The organism is Dethiothermospora halolimnae (genome assembly GCF_037577855.1).
Lineage (GTDB): Bacteria > Bacillota > Clostridia > Tissierellales > VENL01 > Dethiothermospora > Dethiothermospora halolimnae.
This window is the reverse complement of record NZ_JBAKFX010000041.1, coordinates 1-19,366: the sequence shown is the minus strand read 5'-3', so window position 1 is coordinate 19,366 and position 19,366 is coordinate 1. Positions and strand designations below refer to the sequence as shown.

The window sequence follows — 19,366 nt, the reverse complement described above, 5'->3', positions numbered from 1 at the left end:
ATAGATTTATCCATAACTATGGCTAGAACATTCTATTGATTTATCAGATCTCTTTTGTCTATATAAAAGCCGTGGAAATTTATACTTTAGTTTTATTAAAAAAATTAAGTTTCCCCCTTAGCATATGTTAGAATATTCTGTATATTTACCCCATTCCTCATTGTTGTCCCCCCCTCCTAAACAATAATCCTTATACCCTTTCTAATGTTATAACTCTAATTTATTGTCTATTTTTACTACTATTTATTTTCCTATAACTTAATTTAAAAATTATTTAGTGTTACTATTTAACCGTATGGCATCGCAATTTTCAGTGAAATTTCTTCACTATAAATATATCACAAACTTGTTTTTTTTACAAGTTTTGTGTTTTAAAGTTATATATATTTTTTTATTTTGTAGGGATCTACTTCCTTTGGCTCGGTGATTGTTAATCACTATCATTGGCTTGCTTTTATTATTAAATAACGTTTTTTTATAATACTAATTTAGTACTATGGTATTAATATTGTTTTATATTTATCAAAAAAAATAAATACCCAAGACTTAAGTCTTGGGTATTTATTTTTTCTAGTTAGCTAAACCAAAATCTCCAATTATTTCTCTAGCCTTTTTAGACAAATCATAGGCCTTTTTATAGTCCCCTTCCATTGAACTTATATTACCAAGTTCAATATATAAGTCATGTAGTATATATTTATTATCACTTAAATCTTCTACTTTAGATAGATACTCCTTTGCCTTAGCTATATCTTCTTTATTGATTAAATATCTTGCTATATTTATATAATATATTGCCCGACTTTTGTCACTTAGTAATTCTTCATCTACCCTATCTATATAACTATTTACTTCATCATAATAACCCTTTTTAGTTAATGCCGTTATGGTATCTGCTATTATATCGTTTATTTTTTTATCATCATCTCTATTTTCAAAATACTTTAGTGATGATTTAAGATTGTCTAAAGCCTTATCATAGTCCCCTAATTTTGTATAATATATCCCTAAATTCTGTTGACATAGAGCTTTATAATAAAAATCATCTTTAAAGTTAAAAAATTGTCTTCCTTTATCCGTATAGTATACAGCCTTCTCTATATTATCTAATCTATTATATATTACACCCATTAACATATTCATATATCCTAAATTATAATTACAATTCCTCTCATCGGATAATGTTAGTGCATACTTTAAATATTTTAATGCATCGTCATATTTTTTCTGAAGGTAGTAACAATATGCAAGATTGTAATTTATCCTTATCTCATGTATTATATCATCCACATAGGATTTTTCTAAATACTCAATGGATTTAAACAGATTATATTCACTATCTTTATATTGATCCCTTTCAAATAATATATATCCTATGATGCTATGTACCCTAGATAAGTAATAGTAATCCTTTTTCTCTTCTAATACAGGGATTATACTTTTTAATATATCCTTTGCCTTATTTATATTTCCCATTTCCCTATAACTAGATGCTAAATTATATAAACACCTATAATAGTATATATTATTTTTTTCAAATTCATTTTTTTCCAATGTATCCTCTAGATACTTTATACTTTTTTCATAACCATTATTTTTCCTTAAAAATGATGAATGTTCAAAGGCTGTTTCCACATTGCTTTTCTTATTCATATCCATCCTAACCATACTTTCTATAAAGTAGGATACCGGCAAATCAAGTTTTTCTGAAATATACTGTATAGTTTCTATAGATGGTTTTGCCACATCATTTTCTATCTTACTTAACATGGTTCTGGTTATAAAATCCCCGGCTAGATCCGATTGGGTCATGCCATGTTTTTTTCTCTCCTTTTTTATCTTTTCTCCTAATGTTAATTTTTTATTTTCCATAATATACACCCACCAACCTTAAGATTATATCACCTTTTTCGGTGAAAAAAGTTCACCGTAAATATATCACAAAATCCTATATTTTGCAAGTTAGTTTTTGAATTTTTTGAATATATTTTTAATTTTCCTATTGACATTTTCCAAATAATGTTCTATAATATTAGTGTGAATATGTATCACTATATTTGTTAAACTTCTATTATTAAGGGGGTTTTGTTGTGAAAAAATTATTAAAGTTAAGTTTTATTTCATTAGTTTGTGGAACACTTTTATTTAGTTCCTTTCTAGGTTCATCTGCTCTGGCAGGTGAAGAAAATGTTCCTCCAGGGGATGGACACGGTCCTATATACATTCCTTAATTTTGTACATAAGAAAACCCCTTTTTAGGGGTTTCTTTTTTTATTTTTTATAAAGTCTAAAATCATAAATATAACTATAAACATTCCCAGATATCCAAATATGGGATATAGTATTGATACTAAATTTGAAAATCCCATCTTACCAATGGGTATTGTTATTATACAAAATACAATGGCTATAGGTTTTTGATTTATTTTTAAAAAGGATGATATTCGCCTTATGCATCCAAAACCATTGGCTATGGCGGTGGTAAGCATGGAAAACCAAAGTATAAAAGTATATATAAACTTTCCCTTTCCTCCAACACTCTCTGATATCTTAAGCATTGGTATCTCTATATTATGTATGTCAGAGTAAAATATTAAACATGGAACCATAATAAAAAAGGATAACACCCCGAGGCCTAAACCACCAAATAAAGCCCCTTGAATACAGTCTTCTTTTCTCTTTATTAATACTCTAATTGAGCTTAACATAACTAAGGCTGAAATACTATTATAACTGGCATATAATATTGCCGATGTTATGAAGTTACCAGTATTAGTTATACCTACCCCCTTATAATTACTAAATACAAATCCCTCTTTTATTATAACCATACCACCTATTATAATAACCCCCACCAATAGTATCGGCACTAAAAGGGTGTTTACTGTTGATATTCCCTTTACACTAAACATAAATGTAAGGAATGTAGCTAAAGCCATAATATATATTCCAGTATTATATGATACATTAAATTGTTCTCTAATTATTGCTCCACTTCCAGCCAGCATAATACAAAACCCAGCCAATAGAAAAGAGGTTATGATTAGTTCTATAATCCCTCCTATTTTTCCCCAAAATATATTTTTTATTATCTCTTCATAGCCTTCTATTTTATCATTATATACCTTTATTAATATTATCCCTCCAACTAAAATAAATAATAGTGTGGCTATTATCAGACCAAATATTCCTTTATATCCATAGACTGCAAAAAACTTTAATATTTCTTGCCCCGATGCAAATCCTGCTCCAATTATTGTTCCTATATATATTGATGCAATCTGTCTAGGCCTATTCCCCATAAAAACACCTCCAATACCAATTATTAAATCCTATGTCCTTTAGCTATGAATTTATTACCTTAATCTTTTATTATAAAAATTTAAATAGTTAACATTTTGCAACCCTTTATATCATATAATTTGTTATAATTGATATTGGTGTTTAAAAGTAAGGGGGAAATCAATTGAAAAAACATCTTAATGTTATATCTATGATTATTATACTAATAGGTCTATTAACCGTTAATATATATGCCTTTGACAATGAAACAGACTCCTTAAAAATAGATTCAAATGATGGACAAGATAATGGTGAAGATGATAAGGACATTAAAGAGGATAACCAGGAATCTACTAAAGGGGACACCGATAAATTAGAAGCCTCTGTAGAAAATGATGGGTCTAATCCTTCGAAAGAAAAAAAACAAGATTCCAATAACAATAGTCCAGAAAAGAATAAAGCTGAAAATAAAGAAGACAATAACAACAACCCTAAGGAAAATAGTACCACAGAAGATGCTAAAAAACCTAGTAATGACAATAATGATGGGGCCAAAAATGATAGTACAATGGAAAACAAGAAAAAAAGTGATCCAGAAAGTAATGTAAATAGGGAAGATGACCCTAAGAAAAAGCCTAAAAAGAAAAAATATTATATAATTAACAGCTTAAATAGAAAAAACATGTGGAAGGGGAAGACGGTATATCTTACCTTTGATGATGGTCCCAGTTGGGTGACTGAAAATGTATTAGATATATTAAAGGAAAGAAATATAAAATCTACTTTTTTTGTAACCGGCACCGAAACCCAGTATGGGAAAAATCTATTAAAAAGAATTGTGGATGAAGGCCATAGTATTGGGAACCATACCTATAGTCATAATTATAGAAAGTTATATAGTAATCCCTATAACTTTCTAGAAGACTTTTACAAAAACGAAGAAATAATATATAATGCCACAGGTATAAGACCTAAAATAATGAGATTTCCCGGGGGATCAAATAACAATGTCCATAGAAGATATAGTAAAAAAGGTTTCATGCATGATCTTGATAGAAGGGTAAAGAGAATGGGATATGTACCCATAGACTGGAATGCCAGTAGCGGAGATGCCTCAGAAACACCCCAATCCCCAAAGGATATAATAAACAATACACTAACATGGGCAAATAGGGAACAAAACCCTATAATTCTATTTCATGATAGTAGTGCTAAATTAAATACATTAAAAGCCCTTCCCACAATATTAGATAAATTGATGTTTTTAGGCTGTGACTTTAAAGTATTAACTGAAGATTCCTTTAAAGTTGAATTTTTAAGACAGAAGGAGAAAGTTGAACCTATACCTAAGTATTTACTTGATAAATATAAAAAGATACTAACCTTTCAAGGGTGTATCTCCCAATGATACCGGTACTATTGGGAGATACACCTTTTTTTGATTATGGTTACTTATTTTATATTGTAAAGAGAATTTTTTTAACTTTTTTGATATTTTTGAGAATATTTTTTGAATTTCTATAGTATTATTAGTTAGATGTTATTTACATCTAAACATTAGGAAGGGAGGAAAACCCATGAAAGATATAATTAAGCCTAATCCTTTGATTGACTCTTGTGATAAGGGATGTAATGTAGGTTCTGTTGCAGAATGTTGCCCTGGTAGCGGTTCTGTAGATATAAGTGATCGTAATTAATCATTATCTACACTCTACTTTATCTATTTAAAAGGGGGATGAAGTTGTAAAGGATATTATAATATCTAATTCCTAAAACTTTGAATGTGAACTTCAGGGGGAATAGGTTTTACAGTGTTATCCCGGGACAATGGTGGTAAAGCACTTGTTAAAAAAACACATTTTATGGTGACTATAATAGTCACCATAAAATGTGCCATTTAATCTAAAAAACATAGGGCGGTGAAAAAGTGGATTCATATAAACATTCAAGATTTAATCTTGTAAAAACACTTAGTGATAATAAAATTATAATTTTTAATACCTTAACCCAAGGTATGTTAGAGGTAGAACCGGATGTATATGAAAAATTTAAAAATATAGATACTTCTGATGAAACTATAACTACTAAGTTTAAAGAATATGGATTTATAGTACCTAGTACTATTAATGAGCTAGATAAATTGAAATTTTACAATAGTAAACATAGGTATTCAAGTAAAAGTTTAAATGTTACAATAAAAACAACTAATGCTTGTAATTTTTTATGTAAGTATTGTTATCAGGAACATCATAGGCAAGACCTATCTAGGGACATAACAGAACATTTAAAAAAATATTTTAATAAAAAAATCCAATCTGGGGTGGAAAACATCTTTATCCATTGGTTTGGAGGGGAGCCTCTACTTAACATAGATCCTATTTTGGATATAGATAATTTTCTAGCAAAAAAAGATGTGGCCTATAGAAGCTCGCTAACGACTAATGGTTACCTTTTAAATGAGGAATATATAAATAAAATCAAAGATACTAAAATTAAAAATATACAGATTACCTTAGATGGCATTAGGGACAATCACAATAAAACTAGAGTACTGGTAAATGGCGATGGAACCTTTGATAAAATCTTAAGTAATATAAAAAATTGCATAAAAATAGCTCCAAATATTAATATAGTAATACGATACAATATAAATAAAACCAACGAAAACTTTGATGATTTCCTCAACTTTTTAGAAAATAGTGATATAAATACAAAAAATATAACCTTAAGGGTTAATCAAGCCCAACAGCATGATATTTCATATACAGATGAAGATATATTTTACGAAAATACTAAAGAGTACTCAGAAAAACTTTTAAATGTCTATAAAACTATGCTTAAACATGGTTTAAATCTACCTATGTATAATGTAAATGGGATAAGCTGTGAATTTGACTGTATCGATAATTTTCTTATCGAAACCGATGGTAAAATTTATCAATGTACATCTAGTAATAATGAAGATTCTTTTTATTTAGGCTATATAGATGAAGATGGCAATGTTCAATTTAAAGAAGATCATATTGTCAAAAAAATGTTAAGGTCCCCTTTTAACAAGGAAAAATGTGTTGATTGCAAATTATTACCTATGTGTATGGGGGGTTGTGTTTATGAAGAAAAACATAATCGGGACGAATGTATTCCAGAAAAATATATAATAGATCATTTGCTAGAACTATATTATAAAGCTAATGTTTGAAAATATTCCCACAAAAGTAAGGAGCTAAAAAATGCATAGAATAATTAATCTTAAAACCTTTAAGAAAATAAAGATGTTCTTTATACTTATATTTCTTAGTTGTATAGGCATCATGTTATACTATATAACTCCTTTTTTCACTGGCTATCTAATAGATAACATTATAAGCGAAAAAAATATCTCTCATCTAAAAGTTTGGGTTATACTTAGTATAATATTTTCTATATCCATGCATAGCTATATCTTTTATTTTTTAAAGTATTTATGGAGTAAACATGGCTTTTTAAGTTCTAAAGAAATAAGGGAAAATATAGTAAATAAAATACTGAATCTTTTTAATAGTGACTATAATGATTTTGAGAACTCCTTTATATTTAATATAATTATTTCTGACTCCTCCACAGCAGGTTCTATAATTATAAACTACATATGCTCAATAGCTGTATCTATTTTTAGAATCCTTTTATGCCTAGTTATATTGTTTTCCATAAACTTAAAACTAACTTTAATAGGTTTAATCTTTATCCCCATATATATGGGTGCCATATTCTTAAATAAAAATAAACTAAAGCAAATTAGTTTAGAAGAAAGGGAAGCAACTGATGATTATATATCTTTTGTGGACACAATCATTAATGGGAAAAAGCATATAAACCTATTTAGAGAAGAAAAATTTTTCAAGGAAATCTATAATCAGAAAATGGACTTATGGACTGAAAAAAGATTAAAATATAAATTTTTCTTAAGTTTAACCCGTGAAATCCCTCAGTTCATCTCGACCCTGGCCCCATTTATAATTTTAGCCTATGGCTCTAAATTGGTTATAGCTAATACTTTAAGTTTAGGTAGTCTTGTAATGTTTTCTCAATATCTTAACATGTTATTTGAACCCTTAAGTATACTTACAAGGGTTTCAGTTGAAAAGAAGTCTACCAAGCCAATCTTTGATAGATTAGATAAATTTATTAATCATAAAAGTACCTCAAAGGATGGGTACTTAAACCTTTTAAATGAAGACAAAAACCTTTTATTAATAAACAATTATGATATATATAATAAAAATAATGATTTACTCTTTAAAGTTGATAATTTGACTATAACTAATAGGGGAGTCTATTTAATTCAAGGGGATAATGGTACTGGCAAAACTACTTTATTTAACTTACTAACAGGTATAAATGATGTTAATTCAATAAAGCCTAATGGAGATAGTTTTAAGTTCCAAATCCTTAAGACCTTATATGATAATTTTAGTTATTTGTATAATCCAGGATTCTTATTTAGTGGGACTGTAGAAGAAAATATAACCTTTGATAACATAAATAATACAAGGCTTAAGGAAATATGTAAAATATTAATGATAAAAGATTTAGATAAAGAGGTTACACTAAACCCCATTAATCTTTCTCTTGGAGAACAGCAAAAAATATTTTTAGCCAGAACCTTTTTTTATGATAAAGATATAATACTATTAGATGAGCCAACTTCAAACCTTGACTCCCAAGTAAAGTGTAATCTAATTAATTATATAGAATCTATAAAAAATAATAAAACCATATTAATAATATCCCATGATAGTAGTCTTGAAAGTATTGCAGACTCAATATTTAAAATCGAAGATAAGGAAATTATAGACACTAAAAATAATAGATGAAGTTAACTTCATCTATTATTTTTAGTATTTTCATTATCTTTTTTTATAATGGGTATGAAGCAACCTATGACTTATCTCCGATAATGGCTTACCTAAAAATTCATCATATAAGGTCTTAACTGCTGGATTTAAATGGGATTTTCGGATTTTTGAAGTTTTATCAACATTATATATTCCTTTTATTCTTTTTCCCTTTATTTCATTGGTATTTGGAATAGGTTGACCTCCACCCCCTATGCAACCCCCTGGGCAACACATTATTTCTATAAAATGATATTCACATATGCCTTTTTTAATCTTATCAAGTATTATACTTGCATTTTTAAGACCACTTACAACTGCTACCTTTATAATTGTTCCATCTATATTAACTTCAGCTTCCTTAATTCCATCTAATCCCCTTAAGTTTTTAAATTCTATATTAGTAAGTTCATCCCCTGTAACCACTTCATATACTGTTCTAAGGGCTGCTTCCATAACTCCCCCTGTTGCTCCAAATATAGCTCCAGCTCCTGTTGATATACCGAAGGGAGCATCAAACTCCTCTTCAGATAATACATTTATATCTATTCTTGATTCTTTAATCATCCTACCAAGTTCCCTAGTTGTTAATACTATATCCACATCTTTACCCATTTCATCCCTATTTGCCTCTGCTTTTTTTGCTGTACAAGGCATAATCGATACCACTACTATATCCTTGGGAGATATATTATATTTATTAGCATAATATGATTTTGATAGGGCACCAAACATCTGCTGGGGAGATTTACATGTTGATACATGGTCTAGAAGTTCTGGATAGAAGTACTCTATATATCTTATCCACCCTGGACTACATGATGTCAACATAGGCAAAGTTCCATCATTATTAATTCTGTCTAATAACTCATTTCCCTCTTCCATTATGGTTAAATCAGCAGTGAAGTTAGTATCAAATACCTTATCAAAGCCTATTCTTCTTAAAAAAGCTACTATTTTTCCTGTTATTATACTACCATGTTCTATATTAAACTCTTCCCCTAATGATACCCTCACCGCAGGAGCTATTTGGACAATAACATGTTTGTTTTTATCCTCCAATACATCCCATAACCTCTTGGTATCATTCTTTTCATATATTGCCCCCACTGGACAAACACTAATACATTGACCACAGTAAACACAAGGGACTTCCTGTAGTTTTTTATTAAGGGGTGGCCCCACCTTCATATCACTACTTCTGTTCATATTATATATTGCCCCTACATTCTGGACATTATGACAAGCCTCTATACATCTTCCACACTTAATACATTTACTTAAGTCCCTAACTATTGATGGATTACTATTATCTATTGGTAATATTTCATTTACATTATCAAAATCATAGCCTTCTATATTTAAGTCTCTACATAAATTTTGTAATTCACAATTTCCATTTCTAATACATGTTGTGCAATCGCAATTATGGTCAGCTAATATAAGTTCCACAACAGTTCTTCTAGCCCTTCTTACCCTTTTTGTATTGGTCTTTATCTTCATATTATTCCAAACTGGAGTGCAACAGGATGCAGTTAAGTTTTTACTTCCTTCTACTTCCACAACACATACTCTACAATTTCCCTTTATATTTTGATCCGGATGATAGCATAGGGTTGGTATGTTTATTCCCAACATCTTAGCTGCCTTTAATATGGTGGTACCTTCAGGAACTTCAATATCATAACCATCTATATTGATATTAACTTTATCCATTAACCACACCCCCTTTTAAATTACATATTCCAGCTTTACAATATCCCTTTACATGATTTATATACTCCTCTTTAAAGTATTTCATTGTAGTAATAAGAGCCGTTGGTGCAGCCTGACCTAACCCACACAGGGAAGCTTCAGTCATAACGGTTGATATATCTATTAATAAGTTTAAGTCATTCTTGGTTCCATACCCCTTTGTTATTCTATCAATGGTTTTTATTATATGTCTATTCCCCTCTCTACAGGGAGTACATTTACCACAGGATTCATGTTTAAAAAACTCCATAGTATTTTTTATAAAGTCCAATATACAAATTGAAGTATCCACAACTAATATGGCTCCTGAACCCAGTCCTATATCTAATTTCTTTAACTCATCAAAATCCAGTTTAGTATCAAGTAAACTATTTGGTAAGCATGCCCCTGATGATCCTCCCAATTGTATAAAATTAAGTTCTTTACCAGGCTCCATACCTCCACATATATCGTATATTACTTCCCTAAGGGTGGTTCCAAACTCTATCTCAAATACCCCCTTATTAACAACTGCCCCCGATACACTTATAAGCTTAGTTCCCACACTTGACTTTGTTCCATATTTTTTATATTCATCTACCCCATTGGCTAATATTATAGGTATATTAGCTAGAGTTTCAACATTGTTAACCAAGGTAGGTTTTCCCCATAATCCCTTATTTGGGGGATAGGGTGGCTTAAATCTAGACCTTCCCGGGTTCCCTTCAATGGATTCTATAAGGGCGGTTTCCTCTCCACATACATAAGCCCCTGCTCCAGACCTTACCTCTATATCAAAACTATACTCTGTACCCAATATGTTTTTTCCAAGATATCCTTCATATTTAAGGGTATTAATAGCATCTATTAATATATCCTTTGACTTTGGATATTCCCCCCTAATATATATATATCCTTTATTTGCCCCGACGGCTAAGGCAGCTATAATCATTCCTTCTATTATTTGAAATGGGCAACCATCTAATAATACTTTATCCTTAAATGTTCCCGGCTCCCCTTCATCAGCATTACATATAACATATTTATCATTACTATTTTCCATTGAAGTAAACTGCCATTTAAGACCTGTAGAAAAACAAGCCCCTCCCCTTCCCTTTAAATTAGAACTTTTTATTTCACTTATTATATCCTTTGAGTTCATTTTAAATAATGCCCTTTCTAGACCTTTAAACCCGTTATTTTCTTTATATTCCTTTAATGATAATGGGTTTATCTTTCCGCATAATCTAGATATTAAGTTTACCATTACTCTTCCCCCTTTCTTAAGTCTGCTATTATGGCTTTTATTTTTTCTTCATTTAAGTTACCATAAACTTGATCATTAATCTTAACAGCCGGCGCCACATCACAAGCCCCTATGCAACTTGTATAATCCATTGAAAATAGTCCATCCTTTGTGGTTTCTCCTATTTTAATTCCTAAGATATTTTCAAATATTTTGACTATATTCCTTGATCCATTTACATAACAGGGTCCACTGTTACAAATCTCTATAACATATCTCCCCCTTTTTTTAAGGGAAAACATCGAATAAAATGTAACAACTCCATATACCTTACTTAATGGAACCTTTAATTCCCTGGAGACTATCTTTAGTTCTTCTTCTGTGATATATTTTTTATCCTTTGTATTTTGAACCTTCAATAAAATCTCTATAAGTTTATCCCCAGTGGTACCAACCTCTTCAATTATTGTTAAAACCCTCTCTTTATAGTCCATTCCCCTTCCCCCTTACATTTTTAAAATATATTCTTCCAATTCTTCATCATATAATGAATGGGATAGTATTATTGCCCTTGCCTTTTTAGGAGTAACCAGCTCATATGTGTATCTATCCCCATCCTTTGTATATATCTCTAATAAAGGCTCCTTAGAACAAAGTCCAATACATCCTGTGGTTTCAATTATTACATCCTCTATTTCCCCTTCTACTAGCACCTCTTGCATTGCCTTTAATACTTCATTTGCCCCAACACTTACACTACATTTTGAATATCCAAGTACGGCTCTTATTTTACCCTTTCTTTTTTTATCTATTTTATCTTCAGCGGAATCTCTTAACCTATCATAAATCTCTCTATATGTCATTTTAAATCCCCCTTTTTTTATTTGTACTTATATATGTTGCATATACTGTGCCAAAATTAGGTTCATGCTAAGTTTAAGGTTGAGGTTGAGATTGAAATTTATGCTAAAAAAACAAGTCTTAAGATAGTAAATGACTATCTTAAGACTTGTTTTATTTATATATATTTATTTTTTAGATTTTCCCTTATTCTAATATCCCTTTCCCTTAACCTTAGCCTTAAACTGAGTCCGACCTTTAATGCACCGTTGCATTTAATCATGCTTAAGTGCATTACTTTTTATATACTTCTTTATTTTTCTTACAACGGTTGACTGATTTACCCCCAATGCATTAGCCATTTCATAGGTTGTAGAATATTTTCTATATGCCTTTTCTATAATCTTTTTCTCCACATTCTCAACCGCTTCTTTAATGGGAATAATTCTGTCCACCCTAATATCATCATCTAAATTATTGTTTTGAAAAATAAACATTGGTAAGTCTTTTTTGTGTATTAAATCCCCTTCCGTTGTAACCACAAGTCTTTCTATAATATTCTCAAGTTCTCTAACATTTCCTGGCCAGCTATATTGGACTAATGTACCTTCAGCATCTTCTGTTAATTCTTTATTACACCTATATTTTTTATTAAAACGATTTATAAAATGATATGATAGGGGTATTATATCTGCCTTCCTTTTTCTAAGGGGTGGAATCTCTATGGGGACAACATTTAATCTATAATATAGATCAACCCTAAATTCCCCTTTTTTAACCATATCATATAGATTTCTGTTTGTTGCTGCAATTATCCTTATATCTATATCTTTTTCCTTCGTTCCCCCTATTCTAGTAATACTTTTTTCTTGAATAACCCTTAATAACTTTACCTGTAAATTAAGGGGAAGCTCCCCTATTTCATCTAAAAACAATATTCCCCTATGGGCAAGTTCTATAAGTCCTGGTTTTCCTCTATTCCTCGCCCCTGTAAAGGCACCTGCTTCATAACCAAATAACTCTGACTCTATAAGATTTTCCGGTATTGCTCCACAGTTTATTTTGATAAAAGGTTTATCCTTTCTATTACTCAAATTTTTTATAAACTTTGCTACTACTTCTTTACCTACCCCCGATTCACCCAGGATTAAAATTGTTGAGTCTACCGCTGCAACTGTACTGGCTGTTTTTAGGACTTCTCCAAAGGCACTACTATTTACAACTAAATTTCCCTTATCAAATACAGTATTATCACTTTCTCTGTTACCTTCTTTATGATATTTTTCTAATTTTCTAGTTTCCTCAAGTTGATTTTTTAACTTATTAAGCTCATTTATATCCCTTATATTTGATACTACCCTGGTAATTTTACCATCATTATCTAATATTGGAGTGGCTGTTGCTAAAAACTTTTTATTTTTATTTCCATATTGTATAAAGGATACCCTTCGCTTTTCCTTTAAGGCTAAAATAGTTGCCGATGGAAAAACCACATTTTTATCCTGTATATTTTGAACAGAATCATCTTTTTTCTTTTTATAATTTGTCATCTTCTCCCACGCATTATTATTTAAAAGTATTTTTCCATACCCATCGGTTATAACAAGACCATCGTAGGATGAATGTATTATGGTTTCTAACTCTTCCTTTAACATTGATATTTCTTTAAAATTTTTAGATAATTCATCAAGTAATTTTGTCTTTTTAGATAATAAATAGGGTAAGCACATATCCACCTCTGCAATACCCTGTATTACTGCTATGGCCTTATCTCTACATGTATTATAACCACAGGCTCCACAGTTTAGTTCATCTTCTTTACTATACTTATTGGTCAGGGCTAATATGTTATTTATTTCCTTATCTGAAGGAAGAGCTAATATGCTCCTTCTATTTTTATAGATTCTTTTGACGTTTATATCAATATCTAATGCTTTATTATTTCTTTCTCTATTATTATAAAAATTATATATACTATCCCTTTTTTCGTAATAATTTAAATTACTATCTATTTTAGGGCCCTCTATACATCCTTTACACATAAGTACATCTGCAAACTTTACAAATGCATCTCCCTTTTCAATTGCCTTTATTAGATTTATACATTCTAAAGCCCCATCTACAAATGTATATTCACTACTTTTTAATCTCCCCTGTGTTTTAAGATTATTTAAAAGACCTCCAGATAAGGGAAAAAGTTTACCTTTAGTTGTATATATACTATCAAAATTAGACCTTTGGGCTCTGTTTATGTTAATGTTTTTTTCCAGTAATAATTCTTTTATTTCATCAAATGTAAGAACTTCATCTATATCATTTTTAAATTGAGGGCTATTGGCCTCGGCCTTTTTGGCAACACAGGGCCCTATAAATATAACCCTTGTATTTTTATCTATTTTCTTTATAATCCTTGCTGTAACAATCATTGGAGATACAAAGGGAAGCAAATATTTTATAAGCTCTGGATAATGCTTTTCTATCATGGTAACAAAGGCAGGACATGGTGTGCTTATATATGGTTTTCTACTATTTTTATCTATAAACTTATCCACCTCTTTCGCCAGTACCTCTGCCCCCACTGCTGTCTCCCAAACCTCATCAAAACCCAATTCCTTTATAGCCCCTATAACCTTTTTATAATCATGGGGATAAAAACTTGCCACAAATGACGGAGCTAAACATGCCACTACCTTTTCCTTTAATAATCTTAAAGTATTGGATTTACTATCTATTACCAACTTTGCACTCTGGGGACAACTTTTTATACAATTCCCACAATTTATACATCTAGAATACATTATTTTAGCTTGTCCATCGGTTATTTGAACAGCATTTACTGGACAGTTTCTTACGCAGGAATAACACTGTTTGCATTTGTTTTGGGTAACACTAATAAGACCTTCCAAAAGATCACCTCTCTATAGTATCTATAGTATATATTATGCAAAAAAACATAAAAAAGACTCTAAGATTATCTCTTAGAATCTTTTATCATATCTACAAAATACCTATGAAAGGATATATCCTCCGTAAGTTCTGGATGAAATGATGTAGCTAACATATTATTTTCCTTAGCTGCAACTATTTTGTCCTTATATTTTTTAATTATCTTAACATTTCTCCCTACCCTTTCTATATAGGGTGCCCTTATAAAAACAAGGGGAATATCCTTAGGAGACACTTCTTTTACCGATGATTCAGTAATAAAACTATTTAGCTGGCTTCCATAGCCATTTCTCCTAATTGTTATATTCATTACACCAAGGTGGATAATATTATCATTTACTATATCTTTAGCTAGTAGTATCATACCTGCACATGTTCCCCATACTGGCATTCCCCTTTTTATTTTATCTATTATTATATCCTTTAAATTAAATTCCATCAGTAGTTTACCTATTGTAGTGCTTTCTCCCCCGGGTAATATAAGTCCATCTATTTTCTCTATATCTTCTTTATATTTAACAATAATAGGTTTTACTTCTTTAATTTTTTCTAACATATCTTTATGTTCTACTACCGAACCTTGAAATCCTAGGATGCCTACATTAGTCATATTACCAACCTCTTTGGGCATATTCCGTTTCTAAAGTATTTATCTCAAGACCAGACATTGCTTCACCTAAATCCTCTGAAACCTCAGCTATTACTTTAGGATCATTATAATAGTTTGTTGCCTTTACTATTGCCCTTGCCCTCTTTTCTGGATTATCTGATTTAAATACCCCAGACCCTACAAATATACCGTCACAACCTAACTGCATCATAAGGGCAGCATCTGCCGGTGTAGCTATTCCCCCTGCAGCAAAATTAATAACCGGTAGTTTTCCATTTTCATGGACATACTCCACTAAATCATAGGGAGCTCCCATTTCTTTAGCAGCTGTCATCAATTCCTCTTTAGGCATGTTTTCTATCCTTCTCATCTCTCCTTTTATCGTTCTCATATGTCTAACTGCTTCAACAACATTTCCAGTCCCTGCCTCTCCCTTTGTTCTTATCATAGAAGCTCCTTCCGCTATCCTTCTTAGGGCTTCTCCAAGATTTCTAGCACCACATACATAGGGTACTTTAAATTGTTTTTTATCTATATGAAACATCTCATCTGCCGGTGTTAGCACTTCACTTTCATCTATGTAATCTACCCCGATACTCTCTAGTATTTGTGCCTCAACAAAATGTCCTATTCTTACCTTAGCCATAACAGGTATCGATACACTTTCTACTATTTCCTTTATCATTTTGGGATCAGACATCCTAGCTACTCCACCCTGTTTTCTTATATCCGCGGGAACCCTCTCTAGGGCCATAACCGCTACAGCTCCTGCTTCTTCAGCTATTTTAGCCTCCTTAGAATTTGTAACGTCCATTATAACTCCGCCCTTTAACATTTGAGCTAAATTTTTATTAAGTTCATATCTCTTATTCATTGTACCCCTCCCAAATTCTTTTTTATGCATACATTGTCGTTACAATTATATTATTGCATAATGGATTGTATGTGTCAAACCTTTTTTTAGTTAATAGTTAATAGTTAATAGTTAATAATTAATAATTAATAATTAATAAAATCAGCAAGCTGATTTTTCCGCCACCTTACGGGGCGTTTATTAAATTGACAGTTGACAATGGACAATTGACAATTTAAGGTGATTTTACTCCCTATGGTCGTAAAATATTATATTCAAATCGGCTTCAGCCGATTTGCACCTTTAATTGTCCACTGTCAATTGTCCATCGTCAATTAATATTCTACAAAGCTCTTCTACAAAAAAATAAAAGCCAAGAGCCTAAAAAGCTCTCAGCTATATTCAAAAAATAAAAAAATCTGGCAACCACCTACTTTCCCAGGTAGTTTCACGCCAAGTACTATCGGCGCTGGAGGACTTTACTACTTATCGAGGCGTTTATTAAATTGACAGTTGACAGTGGACAATTGACAATTTAAGGTGATTTTACTTCCTATGCTCGTAAAATATTATATTCAAATCGGCTTCAGCCGATTTGCACCTTTAATTGTCCACTGTCAATTGTCCATTGTCAATTAATATTCTACAAAGCTCTTCTACAAAAAAACAAAAGCCAAGAGCCTAAAAAGCTCTCAGCTATATTCAAAAAATAAAAAAATCTGGCAACCACCTACTTTCCCAGGTAGTTTCACGCCAAGTACTATCGGCGCTGGAGGACTTTACTACTTATCGAAGCGTTTATTAAATTGACAGTTGACAGTGGACAATTGACAATTTAAGGTAATTTTACTTCCTATGCTCGTAAAATATTATATTCAAATCGGCTTCAGCCGATTTGTACCTTTAATTGTCCACTGTCAACTAATATTCTACAAAGCTCTTCTACAAAAAACAAAAGCCAAGAGCCTACAAAGCTCTCAGCTATATCCAAAAAATAAAAAGATTTGGCAACCACCTACTTTCCCAGGTAGTTTCACGCCAAGTACTATCGGCGCTGGAGGACTTTACTACTTATCGAAGCGTTTATTAAATTGACAGTTGACAGTGGACAATTGACAATTTAAGGTGATTTTACTCCCTATGGTCGTAAAATATTATATTCAAATCGGCTTCAGCCGATTTGTACCTTTAATTGTCCACTGTCAATTGTCCATTGTCAATTAATATTCTACAAAGCTCTTCTACAAAAACAAAAGCCAAGAGCCTAAAAAGCTCTCAGCTAAATCCAAAAAATAAAAAAAATCTGGCAACGACCTACTCTCCCAGGCAGTTGCCCGCCAAGTACCATCGGCGCTGGAGGACTTTACTACTGTGTTCGGTATGGGAACAGGTGTGGCCCCTCCGCCATCGTCACCAAATCTTTTGCTGTCCTAGGGACAGAATTTTAAATTGTTAATTGTTAATAGTGGTCGAAAAAATTTTCTACGAAAATCTTTTCTTCATTAATCTCTCCACTCTCAATTCTCAACTTTCCTCTAAAAGAAAGTGTTTTGCACTTTCAAAATTGCACAGTGAATATATATTGGTCAAGCCCTCGACCTATTAGTATCATTAAGCTTAAGACATTACTGCCCTTACACCTATGACCTATCAACCAGATAGTCTTTCTGGGGTCTTAATCCTTTCGGATGGGAAATCTAATCTTAAGGGATGCTTCGCGCTTAGATGCCTTCAGCGCTTATCACTTCCAGACTTGGCTACTCAGCTATGCCCTTGGCAGAACAACTGATGCACCAGCGGTCTGTCCATCCCGGTCCTCTCGTACTAGGGACAGCTCCTTTCAAATTTCCTACGCCCACGACGGATAGGGACCGAACTGTCTCACGACGTTCTGAACCCAGCTCGCGTGCCTCTTTAATGGGCGAACAGCCCAACCCTTGGAACCTGCTACAGCTCCAGGATGAGACGAGCCGACATCGAGGTGCCAAACCTCCCCGTCGATGTGGACTCTTGGGGGAGATAAGCCTGTTATCCCCGGGGTAGCTTTTATCCGTTAAGCGATGGCCCTTCCACTCGGCGCCACCGGATCACTAAGTCCAACTTTCGTTCCTGCTCGACTTGTCTGTCTCGCAGTCAAGCTCCCTTTTGCCTTTACACTCTTCGCACGATTTCCGACCGTGCTGAGGGAACCTTTGAGCGCCTCCGTTACTCTTTAGGAGGCGACCGCCCCAGTCAAACTGCCCAACTGACAGTGTCCCAAGACCGGATTCACGGTCTGTGGTTAGAACCTCAGTATTACAAGAGTGGTATCCCAAGAATGACTCCACCAAAGCTGGCGCCCTGATATCTAAGTCTCCCACCTATCCTGTACATGTAATACCGAAATCCAATGTCAGCCTGCAGTAAAGCTCCACGGGGTCTTTCCGTCCTGTCGCGGGTAACTCGCATCTTCACGAGTACTACAATTTCACCGGATCTCTTGCCGAGACAGTGCCCAAATCGTTACACCTTTCGTGCGGGTCGGAACTTACCCGACAAGGAATTTCGCTACCTTAGGACCGTTATAGTTACGGCCGCCGTTTACTGGGGCTTAAGTTCTACGCTTCGCATAAGCTAACGCTTCCCCTTAACCTTCCAGCACCGGGCAGGTGTCAGCCCCTATACATCGTCTTTCGACTTAGCAGAGACCTGTGTTTTTGGTAAACAGTCGCTTGGGCCTTTTCTCTGCGGCCACTTCAGGCATACACCCTAACGTGGCACCCCTTCTCCCGAAGTTACGGGGTCATTTTGCCGAGTTCCTTAGCAAGAGTTCTTCCGCTCGTCTTAGGATTCTCACCTAGTCTACCTGTGTCGGTTTGCGGTACGGGCATCTATATTACTCGATAGAGGCTTTTCTCGACAGTGTGGACTCGACTAGTTCGCTACTTATTTTTCGCTCCCTATCATCTTTCAGAATTGACCTTACGGATTTGCCTATAAAG

13 protein-coding genes and 3 rRNA genes are annotated in these 19,366 nt (G+C 32.6%); 4 read left to right on the top strand and 12 right to left on the bottom strand.

Annotated features, from left to right (window positions below; genetic code table 11):
- Window positions 1-570: 570 nt before the first annotated feature.
- The gene (locus tag V6137_RS14690) at window positions 571-1,872 is read right to left on the bottom strand and encodes a helix-turn-helix domain-containing protein (RefSeq protein WP_425448707.1); all 1,302 of its coding nucleotides are present in this window, start codon (window positions 1,870-1,872) and stop codon (window positions 571-573) included.
- 218 nt (window positions 1,873-2,090) lie between these two features.
- On the opposite strand from V6137_RS14690, the gene V6137_RS14685 reads away from it, so the two are divergent.
- Window positions 2,091-2,231, top strand: coding sequence for a hypothetical protein (locus V6137_RS14685; RefSeq protein ID WP_425448706.1), 141 nt, complete (start codon window positions 2,091-2,093; stop codon window positions 2,229-2,231).
- A 24-nt stretch (window positions 2,232-2,255) separates the two neighbouring features.
- Here the strand turns inward: V6137_RS14685 and V6137_RS14680 are convergent, their stop codons facing one another.
- Entirely contained in the window at window positions 2,256-3,302 is a 1,047-nt protein-coding gene (locus V6137_RS14680; protein WP_425448705.1) for a YkvI family membrane protein, read from the bottom strand.
- Between the two features lie 164 nt (window positions 3,303-3,466).
- On the opposite strand from V6137_RS14680, the gene V6137_RS14675 reads away from it, so the two are divergent.
- From V6137_RS14675 to V6137_RS14665, 3 genes are all read left to right on the top strand, one after another.
- Window positions 3,467-4,690, top strand: coding sequence for a polysaccharide deacetylase family protein (locus tag V6137_RS14675; RefSeq protein WP_425448704.1), 1,224 nt, complete (start codon window positions 3,467-3,469; stop codon window positions 4,688-4,690).
- 519 nt (window positions 4,691-5,209) lie between these two features.
- Window positions 5,210-6,481: a radical SAM protein gene (locus V6137_RS14670; protein WP_425448703.1), complete on the top strand. Its 1,272-nt coding sequence runs from the start codon at window positions 5,210-5,212 to the stop codon at window positions 6,479-6,481.
- A 31-nt stretch (window positions 6,482-6,512) separates the two neighbouring features.
- Window positions 6,513-8,135 carry an ABC transporter transmembrane domain-containing protein gene (locus V6137_RS14665; protein WP_425448702.1) on the top strand — a complete coding sequence of 541 codons (1,623 nt, stop codon included), beginning with the start codon at window positions 6,513-6,515 and terminating at the stop codon, window positions 8,133-8,135.
- A gap of 33 nt (window positions 8,136-8,168) precedes the next feature.
- Here V6137_RS14665 and V6137_RS14660 read toward each other — a convergent pair whose 3' ends face one another.
- The 10 genes from V6137_RS14660 to V6137_RS14615 form a co-directional block, all read right to left on the bottom strand.
- Window positions 8,169-9,872 (bottom strand): NADH-dependent [FeFe] hydrogenase, group A6, encoded by a 1,704-nt coding sequence (locus V6137_RS14660; protein WP_425448701.1) that lies wholly within the window; start codon window positions 9,870-9,872, stop codon window positions 8,169-8,171.
- A complete protein-coding gene (locus V6137_RS14655; protein ID WP_425448700.1) occupies window positions 9,865-11,157 on the bottom strand; it encodes a complex I 51 kDa subunit family protein in 1,293 nt (430 codons plus the stop codon). Before V6137_RS14655 ends, V6137_RS14660 begins: the two co-directional genes overlap by 8 nt.
- A complete protein-coding gene (locus V6137_RS14650) occupies window positions 11,157-11,630 on the bottom strand; it encodes an NADH-quinone oxidoreductase subunit NuoE family protein (protein ID WP_425448699.1) in 474 nt (157 codons plus the stop codon). Before V6137_RS14650 ends, V6137_RS14655 begins: the two co-directional genes overlap by 1 nt.
- 12 nt (window positions 11,631-11,642) lie before the next feature.
- Complete coding sequence (locus V6137_RS14645) at window positions 11,643-11,999, bottom strand: (2Fe-2S) ferredoxin domain-containing protein (RefSeq protein WP_425448698.1); 357 nt, start codon at window positions 11,997-11,999, stop codon at window positions 11,643-11,645.
- A gap of 252 nt (window positions 12,000-12,251) precedes the next feature.
- Entirely contained in the window at window positions 12,252-14,882 is a 2,631-nt protein-coding gene (locus V6137_RS14640) for a sigma 54-interacting transcriptional regulator (protein ID WP_425448697.1), read from the bottom strand.
- A 65-nt stretch (window positions 14,883-14,947) separates the two neighbouring features.
- Window positions 14,948-15,532, bottom strand: coding sequence for a pyridoxal 5'-phosphate synthase glutaminase subunit PdxT (pdxT, locus tag V6137_RS14635; protein WP_425448696.1), 585 nt, complete (start codon window positions 15,530-15,532; stop codon window positions 14,948-14,950).
- Between the two features lies 1 nt (window position 15,533).
- On the bottom strand, window positions 15,534-16,406 hold the full coding sequence (gene pdxS / locus V6137_RS14630; RefSeq protein ID WP_425448695.1) for a pyridoxal 5'-phosphate synthase lyase subunit PdxS: 873 nt from the start codon (window positions 16,404-16,406) through the stop codon (window positions 15,534-15,536).
- Window positions 16,407-17,387: 981 nt separating this feature from the next.
- Window positions 17,388-17,537: ribosomal RNA gene (gene rrf, locus V6137_RS14625) — 5S ribosomal RNA — on the bottom strand.
- A gap of 149 nt (window positions 17,538-17,686) precedes the next feature.
- Window positions 17,687-17,803 (bottom strand): 5S ribosomal RNA (gene rrf, locus V6137_RS14620).
- Window positions 17,804-17,967: 164 nt separating this feature from the next.
- Window positions 17,968-19,366 (bottom strand): 23S ribosomal RNA (locus tag V6137_RS14615); the annotation flags it as partial.